Here is a 7,947-nt window from a genome sequence, read left to right on the forward strand (position 1 = left end):
ATGTCTTCCGAAACCTGAGCGAGGTACGCGAGCAGGCCGAGACTTGGCTTGCCGATTACAACGGTGAGATCCCTCACGACAGTCTCGGTGGCCTGACGCCTGCCGAATTCAGGCAGCAGAACGATCCGGCCGCCTCGGGTTATGGTTGGAACTAATTAACGGGGAGTCGACATTGGCATTCGCGCTGGCAAGCGATTGCCACCGATTCAGGGAAGGGCGTTCTCGGAACATCGATTAACGCGGACACAATGAAAGCGGCGGAACTACTCGCCTTGGACGATTGCAAATCGAAAGGCGGCACCAACTGCACTGTCGCAATCTCATACGGTAATGGCTGCGTTGCGATGGTAGTCGGAGACTCGCTACTCACCACCGGATCCGGCGGCACAAAGGAAGAGGCTGAGAATAAGGCCAAGCATAGTTGCAATAACGGCGACACGAACTGTCGTGTGTATTACTCGGCCTGCAGCTTACCCGTCCAGCGATCATGACATATCCTAAGATCCAAGGATTGTCCTGAACGAGGAGACCGATCGCTCGAGAACCGCATAATCAGGGAATGGGCCCTACCGGTAAGCATCACGTTCTGGGTCTAGCGTGGACTGAGCACGTTGATGGGGAATCAGCCGGTGTTCCAGGGTGCGGGTAGTCGACCGGGGCCTCAGGGGCAGCCGCCGGGCGCACCGGTCTACGCCTCCACCCCAATTAACAGCGTCGGAGCAGGAAACCCTAATCAGCAAATGCAGGCCACGATGCATGGGGGGCGTGCAACACAACCGTTGGGGCCGTCGCTAAAACGATGACGTGAAGACGTCGAGGGCATAAATGCAATCCCATAACACATGGAAAGATCGATGACGAAGGCTATGGCCGCCATTTTCTTGCTCATATGTGCGTCTGGCTACTCACATGCCGAGGGTGGCTGTCCTCCAGGCCAATATCCCCAGTCGGGGCAAGGATGGCAGACATGCGTGCCCATCCCCGGAAGTACCCAGCAGTCGCCACGATCCGGCCCAAGCGAGCGCTGGGAGGATCGATGAGGTGCGTTGGCAGTTACCGACTCAGGGCAAATCGCTGGTGGCTCAAGCGGAAAGAAAACAGAGCGCGAGGCGATAGATGCTGCTATCGCGGACTGCCGCCTTGACGGAGATGAAACATGCAAAAGTATGGGAACCGTTAGAAATCAATGCATTGCATTGGTTGCTGGCAGCGGCGGCACAAAGATCGAATCCGCACCGAGCGAAACCGAGGCAACGAAGCGCGCGATGAAAGAGTGCTTGCGTTCTGGTCAAGATAACTGCCATTCGTACTACTCTTCGTGCAGCCTGCCTGTTCGCGTGCAGTAGCGATTGCTGGCATGGCGCAGCATCACTCATCCCCAAGCAGAAAGCCCGGGCCAAGGATTCTACTGACGAGCACGCAAACCGAAGCAAGTCTCCGGCAGCGCGCCCGCGCGTGGCTTCAGTGTTTCAGAACGAGAGCCTTCGCCAGCATCGGCAACACCGACGGCATCAGCAGCATGGTCCTGCAAGCCTTTAGGGCAATGTCATCTCTTAACAAAGCGCTTGCGGACACTACACCTACTCAGAGAGCTCCAACCGGGCGAGGCGAGGTCGAGTGACACTTACGAAAATCCTGCTACTGACAATCACTCTATTTGCCAGCAATGCTGTCTGGGCGCAGTGCGCTCCCGGCATTCCGAGCGCCGGGAACCCGGGATGCATTCCTCCGACGCAACCTGGCTCCCCTTACGGCCAACAGGGAGATGCCAGTTCGTCCTCGTCTAGCTCTCCACCTCCCACAGCGCGATGGTCAGAACGCTGGGGCGCCGTGGCCCTGGATGCCAGCACTGGAAGCGCCGGGGTATCGACAGGCATGAAGACGCAGGCCGAGGCAAAGCGTGAGGCCTTGGACCAATGCCGCGAGAACCGAGGGCAGGCCTGCGCCATTTCCGTCGCGTATCGCAATCAATGTGCCGCCGTCGCTCAGCGATCCACGGGAGGAGTGATGGGAAGTGCTAGCGGTCCGAGCCTTGAAGTCGCCAAGGCTGCTGCCAAGGAAGAGTGTGGAGATACGGCTTCGTGCCAAATCGTCTACAGTGCCTGCAGCCTCGCTGAGAGAGTCGACTAACGCCTCGCAGTGTCCGCCGCGCCTCGTCCGTCAAAAGGTTGCAAGAAGTTGGCCGCATCAGAGTCAACTACGTACCGCACGACGAATCGCGAGCTGGCAAGAAAAACTTCATAATCACCCTCGTTTATCTTGCTTACGGGCCTTGGCATGGTCGCAGTATGCTTCCCGCATATCTTGTGCCGGAGGGCGCTTTTACAATGTGAGGAGCAAGGCGGAACTCATTGCGAGGTCGTACTTGTAATGACCCACTGAAATCCTGCTCAGGTGTTACTTTCCCAAGGGAGCACCCCCATGAGCATCGTGATGGAAGAAGAAATTAAGCGCTGGACAGCCCGCCGCAAGTCGGCATTGGTCCTGGAAGTGATCCAGGGCAAGACGTCCATATCCGAAGCCAGTCGCCAGTTTGATCTGCCGCCTTCGGAGATCGAAGGGTGGGTTGAAGATGCGAAGCGCGGCATGGAAAACGCCTTGCGGGCCAAACCAGAAGACGTCCGCGAACAGTACGAGCGTCAATTGAAAGACCTCCAGGAAGCCTACGGCGAAGCCATGCTGGAGCTGCGCGCACGAAAAAAATTGAGCTCCCTGCTGGGCAAGGACGAGACCTGATGGTCTCCCTTCAGCAGGGATTGCTTGCCGATGGTTTCGAGGTCTCCATGGTCAAGCTATGCCACTGGTTTGGCGTGGCGAGGCGGACGGTCTATTACCGTTCGATCAAGGCGCCGCCGAAGATCCAGGAGGCGATCGCCGCACCCGTGAAAGCCCTCATCGAAGCGGAGCCGTCCTTCGGCTACCGGACCGTCGCAGGCCTGCTTGGCATGAACAAGAACACGGTCCAGCGCATCTTTCAGCTCAAGGGCTGGCAGGTGCGCAAACGGCCGATTGGCCAGCGTCCACGTATCCAGGCACTGCCCTCGGTCGCCACCCGGCCGGACGAGCGCTGGTCGACGGATCTGTGCCGGGTCTGGGGTGGCAAGGACGGCTGGCTCAGCTTGGCGTTGGTCATCGATTGCCATACCCGCGAACTTCTTGGCTGGCATTTGTCGCGCAGTGGCAAGGCCAGAACCGCCACCGGCGCGCTGGAGCAGGCCTTAATCAGTCGCTTCGGCACGCTGGGAAGGGTCAATGCGCCGTTCTTGCTTCGATCCGACAACGGCCTGGTCTTTACCAGTCGCAAGTACACCAGCCTGGTACGTAGCTACGGGCTGCAACAGGAGTTCATCACGCCGCATTGCCCGCAGCAAAACGGCATGGTCGAGCGGGTCATCCGCACCTTGAAGGAGCAGTGCGTGCACCGGCATCGCTTCGAAAGCCTGACCCATGCGATGCGCACGATCGGCGACTGGATCCACTTCTACAACCATCAGCGACCCCATCAGGCGCTGAAGATGAAAACACCCGCTCAAGCGTATGCTTTAGCGGCCTGACCTGTGCAGGAAGTGGTGGGTCATTACATACTCACGTATTACAGCCAGTGTGCCGCTATCACGCAGTTAGCCAAGGGTATCTTCAGCAGCGCGACAGCAGCTACAAGATCTCGTGCGGAATCGCGAGTCGTGACAATATGTGGGGACGAGCGGACATGCAGATTTCCTTACAGTCAGTGCGCACTGCCCGTCCGCGTTCAGTGGATCTCAACGGTCAACGGAAGAAAACATCAGATGGGACATGGAATGATTTCCAACGGTTGCCGAGCCGCGCTGTTAGTCGTACTGCTATCACCTCTGGCAGCAAGGGCACAATGCGGAGCCGGAATTCCCGGCGCCGGCAATCCAGGGTGCATGCCTCCAACAGCAACGGGTTCTCCTTACCATCAAGCTGGAGACGCGCCGGTCGTTAACGCCCCGCCTGCCGTGCACTGGGTTGGCGGTTGGGGCGCGATAGCTATGGACGCAGAAAACAGAGGTGGAACGGTAGAGGACCGGGATACGAAGAGCGAAGCAGAACGTATCGCACTGGATATGTGCCGGAGGAACGGTGGAAGCAACTGTAAAGTGTTGGCGACTTTTAATAATCAGTGCGCCGCCATGGTCCAGGAGGCTGGTGGCGGTGCAATAAACGGTAACACTGGTGCGACCCAGGAACGGGCGGAGCGCCGCGCATTGGATGGTTGCAAATCAGGAACGACTTGCCACGTGATCTATAGCAAGTGCAGTGTCCCCCACCCCGTACGCTAAAAGCCTGAGATCCAGGTCGGATCACTATCGTCGAATTACTGCAGCAGGGCGGCGTCGGTCTCTTTTTGTCGACACTGCTTGTCATGCCGCCACCGATGGCCGCCGCGTTCTTCCAGGGCACGCTGGGGCAGTTTGCGTCGTATTCGTCGTTCGGTAACGTCGGATCCCAGCTCCGGGGGGGGCAGGATCAGCAGGCGATAGCTCAGGGTAGGATGCATGTCGGGGGTCCGGGTATATGCCGTCTGTGCGCACTTCGGGCGACGGAGGGGGTGACTCCAGTGGATATCGTGCGAATGCAGCGCAGAATCTGAATATCGGAAATAATCTGGGAAACAGCTCACAGGTTGCGCAAGCCGACTCTATTAAATATCGTTCGCCAAATTGTGATTGATCATTCCGTTCATGACATCTCTTAGGTTATTTGCGATTCTTATGATCGCTTACTCCCCGCTAAGTTTTGGACAGTGTGCCCCGGGAATTCCGGGGGCCGGCAATCCAGGATGTGTACCTCCGAGTGCTCCCGGATCACCGTACGGTCAACCGGGCGAGACCGGAGCTGTTGCGCCACCCGCGCCGCCAGCTATCTGGGAGGATCGATGGGGAGCTATCGCGATAGATCGTATGAATGGAGCTGCTGGTGGCGACATCGACGGCACCTCAAAGAGCGAAGCGCTAAAGGTTGCGACGCAGCGATGCGTCGAATCAGGTGGCAGCAGCGGCCACTGCACAATAGTCGTCAGCTTCGTTAACCAATGCGCAGCGGTCGCTCAGGAACCGGGCAGCAGTGTGATTAGCAGCGCCACCGCCGCCGACGCTACTGAGGCGACCGCTCGGGTACTAAACCGATGCGGAAAGAGCCACTGCCGCGTCCTGTACAACGTGTGTACATATGCCGTTCGAGTGAACTGATATGGGCGCTTAACGCACGGTCATACCAATCCGCTTTTCGTGATGGAATGCCGCCAAGGTACCTCGCGCGCCGTATCGAGCAGTAAACCAAACGGCAGACCGTACCAGCCCGTTCCAGTCCATACGACGACCTCGCCCAAATGGAGAACGTCGCCACAGCCGACGCGCTGCTACTAAATAAGGCCACCTTGGCCTTCGTCGTTGGTTTAGGTCCTATCCCATCAATCCGCCTGCTCTTTGAGCAGGCCAAGGTACTATTGGGAGATAGTTGGTATGCGGCATAGACACCGCGAGCTCACTCGCACCTCCTGACCGTCGTGCTCGTAAGCGCGCTAAAGTACCTCGCGACGTTCGACAATATCGGCAGCACAGACGGTATCAACAGCGTGGCCTTGCAGCAGGAGGCGCAGGCCTTCTGTTGTCGACGCTGATTGTCATGGCGCCACCGATGGCCGCAGCATTTTTCCAGGGCACGCTGGGGCAGTTTGCGTCGTATTCGTCGTTCGGTAACATGGACTCGCAGCTTTCTGATCAGGATCAGCAGGCGATGGCTCAGGGCAGGATGGGTGTGGGGAATTCGGGGTACGCCGCCCACCTCCGCGAGGTCAGGACAACTCGAATTCGCGTTTGACGCAGAGGCAGCAAGCGCAGATGGGCGGCGTACATGCGGCAGGCAGTGCTATATCCGCTGAAAATACCACTAAATATCGCACAACGGATCGCGATCAAGCATGATGAAATTCGTCCTGATTACCTATGCATTCCTTGCTTACGCTCCTATGGCGTGGTCGCAATGCGCTCCCGGAATACCCGGTGCCGGAAATCCGGGCTGTATCCCGCCCACCGCTCCCGGCTCACCCTATGGGCAGACGCCAGCTTCGGGCGAGTTACCCCCGGCGGCTGCTCCACCGGTATGGGAGGATCGGTGGGGCGCCGTTGCGATGGATTACAAAGCAAGCGCGAGCGGGTCCGTTTCAGACAGCCCTACTGAAGAACGCGCGAGCCGAGCCGCACTTTTAGACTGTGAGGGTCAAGGAGGAACGCATTGTGAGGTCGTACTCACGTATTACAACCAATGTGCCGCCATCACACAGTCGGCCAAGGGCATCTTTAGCAGCGCGACTGCAGCTACAAAATCTCGCGCGGAATCGCGAGTCATGGCGAAATGCGGGGATGAGCGAACATGCAGAATTCTTTATAGCCAGTGCGCACTTCCTGTCCGCGTTCAGTAGATCCGGACGATCAAGCGGAGAAAACATCAGATGAGACATGAAATGATGCGGAACGGTTGCCGAGCCGCGCTGTTATTCGTACTGCTTTCACCTCTGGCAGCATGGGCACAATGCGGCGCCGGAATTCCTGGCGCCGGCAATCCAGGGTGCATTCCTCCAACAGCACCGGGCTCCCCGTACGCGCAACCAGGCGATCCGAATCTTCCGCCTCCCAACGCAGGTCCTGCTCCAGTGTGGGAGGACCGCTGGGGTGCGATCGCCATTGACTATCAAAACGGGGCGGCGGGCGGTGCCTACAAGGGAGCGTCGAAAGACGATGCTATCCAACTGGCGATGCAAAGATGCGAACATTCCGGTGGAACACAGTGTGAGGTCACCGTGTCGTTCGTTAACCAGTGCGCCGCAATCGCTCAGAAAACAAGCGGTGGATTGGTCTATCCAGCCACGGCGGCAGATACTAATGAAGCATCTGCGCGAGCTCTTCGCAAATGCGGTAACAGCAAAGATTGCGAGGTGACATCTACGCTATGCGCAAATCCTGTACGCGTTCAGTAAGAGGTTGCGCGAACAACTGTGTTGGCCTGTTCTCGACGTTAGGCCTGTGGCCACTCCTTGTCCAAGTCCATTTGGCGCGGTTGCTACAGGCCTCAGCGCAAGGGCTTAAGGCGCTACTGACGAGCACGCAAACCGAAACAAGTCTTCCGCAGCGCGCCCGCGCGTGGCTTCAGTGTTTCAGAACGAGAGCCTTCGCCAGCATCGGCACCACCGACGACATCAGCAACATGGTTCTGCAAGCCTTGAGAGCAATTTCAGCCCCTATAACGCGCTTGCGGAAACTACGCCTACTCAAGGAGTTCCAACAGGGTGAGGCGGAGTCGACTGAAACTTACGAAAGTCCTGCTACTGACAATCACGCTATTTTTGAGCGATGCAGTCTGGGCACAGTGCGCACCCGGCATTCCAGGCGGCGGCAATCCCGGTTGTATACCTCCAACGCAACCGGCGTCCCCGTACTACCAGGGGAGCGATCAACTCCCGGCCCAAACTTCCCCATTTGCTCCAGTTGGCCATTGGGAGCGTCGATGGGGGCTGTCGCGGTCGCTCCCTCGGGGCGTGCAGGCATAGTCACAGGGGCCGTGAGTAAGTGGTCAGCAGAGCAAGAAGCCCTTCAGCGGTGCAGTTGTCGACTCCCCGTTAATTAGTTCCAACCATAACCCGAGGCGGCCGGATCGTTCTGCTGCCTGAATTCGGCAGGCGTCAGGCCACCGAGACTGTCGTGAGGGATCTCACCGTTGTAATCGGCAAGCCAAGTCTCGGCCTGCTCGCGTACCTCGCTCAGGTTTCGGAAGACATGCATGTCCAGAACGCCACGCCGGAAGCTGCCGTTGAAGCGCTCGATAAAGCCGTTCTGCATCGGCCTTCCGGGTTCGATAAAGTCGAGTTTGATGCCGTTGCGTTCTGCCCACTCCGCGAGTGCGAGGGCGACGAATTCCGGGCCATTG

Annotated in this window: 6 protein-coding genes; 4 read left to right on the forward strand and 2 right to left on the reverse strand. The window is 58.2% G+C overall.

All coding sequences use genetic code 11. The features are described from left to right. The 3 genes from B5X73_RS20350 to B5X73_RS20375 all read left to right on the forward strand — a co-directional run. The coding region (locus tag B5X73_RS20350) for an integrase core domain-containing protein (RefSeq protein ID WP_079523079.1) at window positions 1-155 on the forward strand (155 nt) is incomplete at its 5' end. A gap of 2,239 nt (window positions 156-2,394) precedes the next feature. Beyond that, window positions 2,395-2,736, forward strand: a complete 342-nt coding sequence (locus B5X73_RS20370; protein ID WP_303048760.1) for a DUF1153 domain-containing protein — start codon at window positions 2,395-2,397, stop codon at window positions 2,734-2,736. Window positions 2,737-2,756: 20 nt separating this feature from the next. After that, window positions 2,757-3,554: an IS3 family transposase gene (locus tag B5X73_RS20375; RefSeq protein WP_139382867.1), complete on the forward strand. Its 798-nt coding sequence runs from the start codon at window positions 2,757-2,759 to the stop codon at window positions 3,552-3,554. A 785-nt stretch (window positions 3,555-4,339) separates the two neighbouring features. Here the strand turns inward: B5X73_RS20375 and B5X73_RS20830 are convergent. After that, window positions 4,340-4,522, reverse strand: a complete 183-nt coding sequence (locus B5X73_RS20830) for a hypothetical protein (protein WP_139382868.1) — start codon at window positions 4,520-4,522, stop codon at window positions 4,340-4,342. A 1,109-nt stretch (window positions 4,523-5,631) separates the two neighbouring features. Here B5X73_RS20830 and B5X73_RS20395 point away from each other — a divergent pair. After that, window positions 5,632-5,844 carry a hypothetical protein gene (locus tag B5X73_RS20395; protein WP_139382870.1) on the forward strand — a complete coding sequence of 71 codons (213 nt, stop codon included), beginning with the start codon at window positions 5,632-5,634 and terminating at the stop codon, window positions 5,842-5,844. Window positions 5,845-7,643: 1,799 nt separating this feature from the next. On the opposite strand, the gene B5X73_RS20410 is transcribed toward B5X73_RS20395, so the two are convergent. Further along, a partial coding sequence (locus B5X73_RS20410) for an integrase core domain-containing protein (protein ID WP_139382871.1) occupies window positions 7,644-7,947 on the reverse strand: 304 nt, incomplete at its 5' end.

The organism is Luteibacter sp. 22Crub2.1, assembly GCF_900167995.1.
Lineage (GTDB): Bacteria > Pseudomonadota > Gammaproteobacteria > Xanthomonadales > Rhodanobacteraceae > Luteibacter > Luteibacter mycovicinus.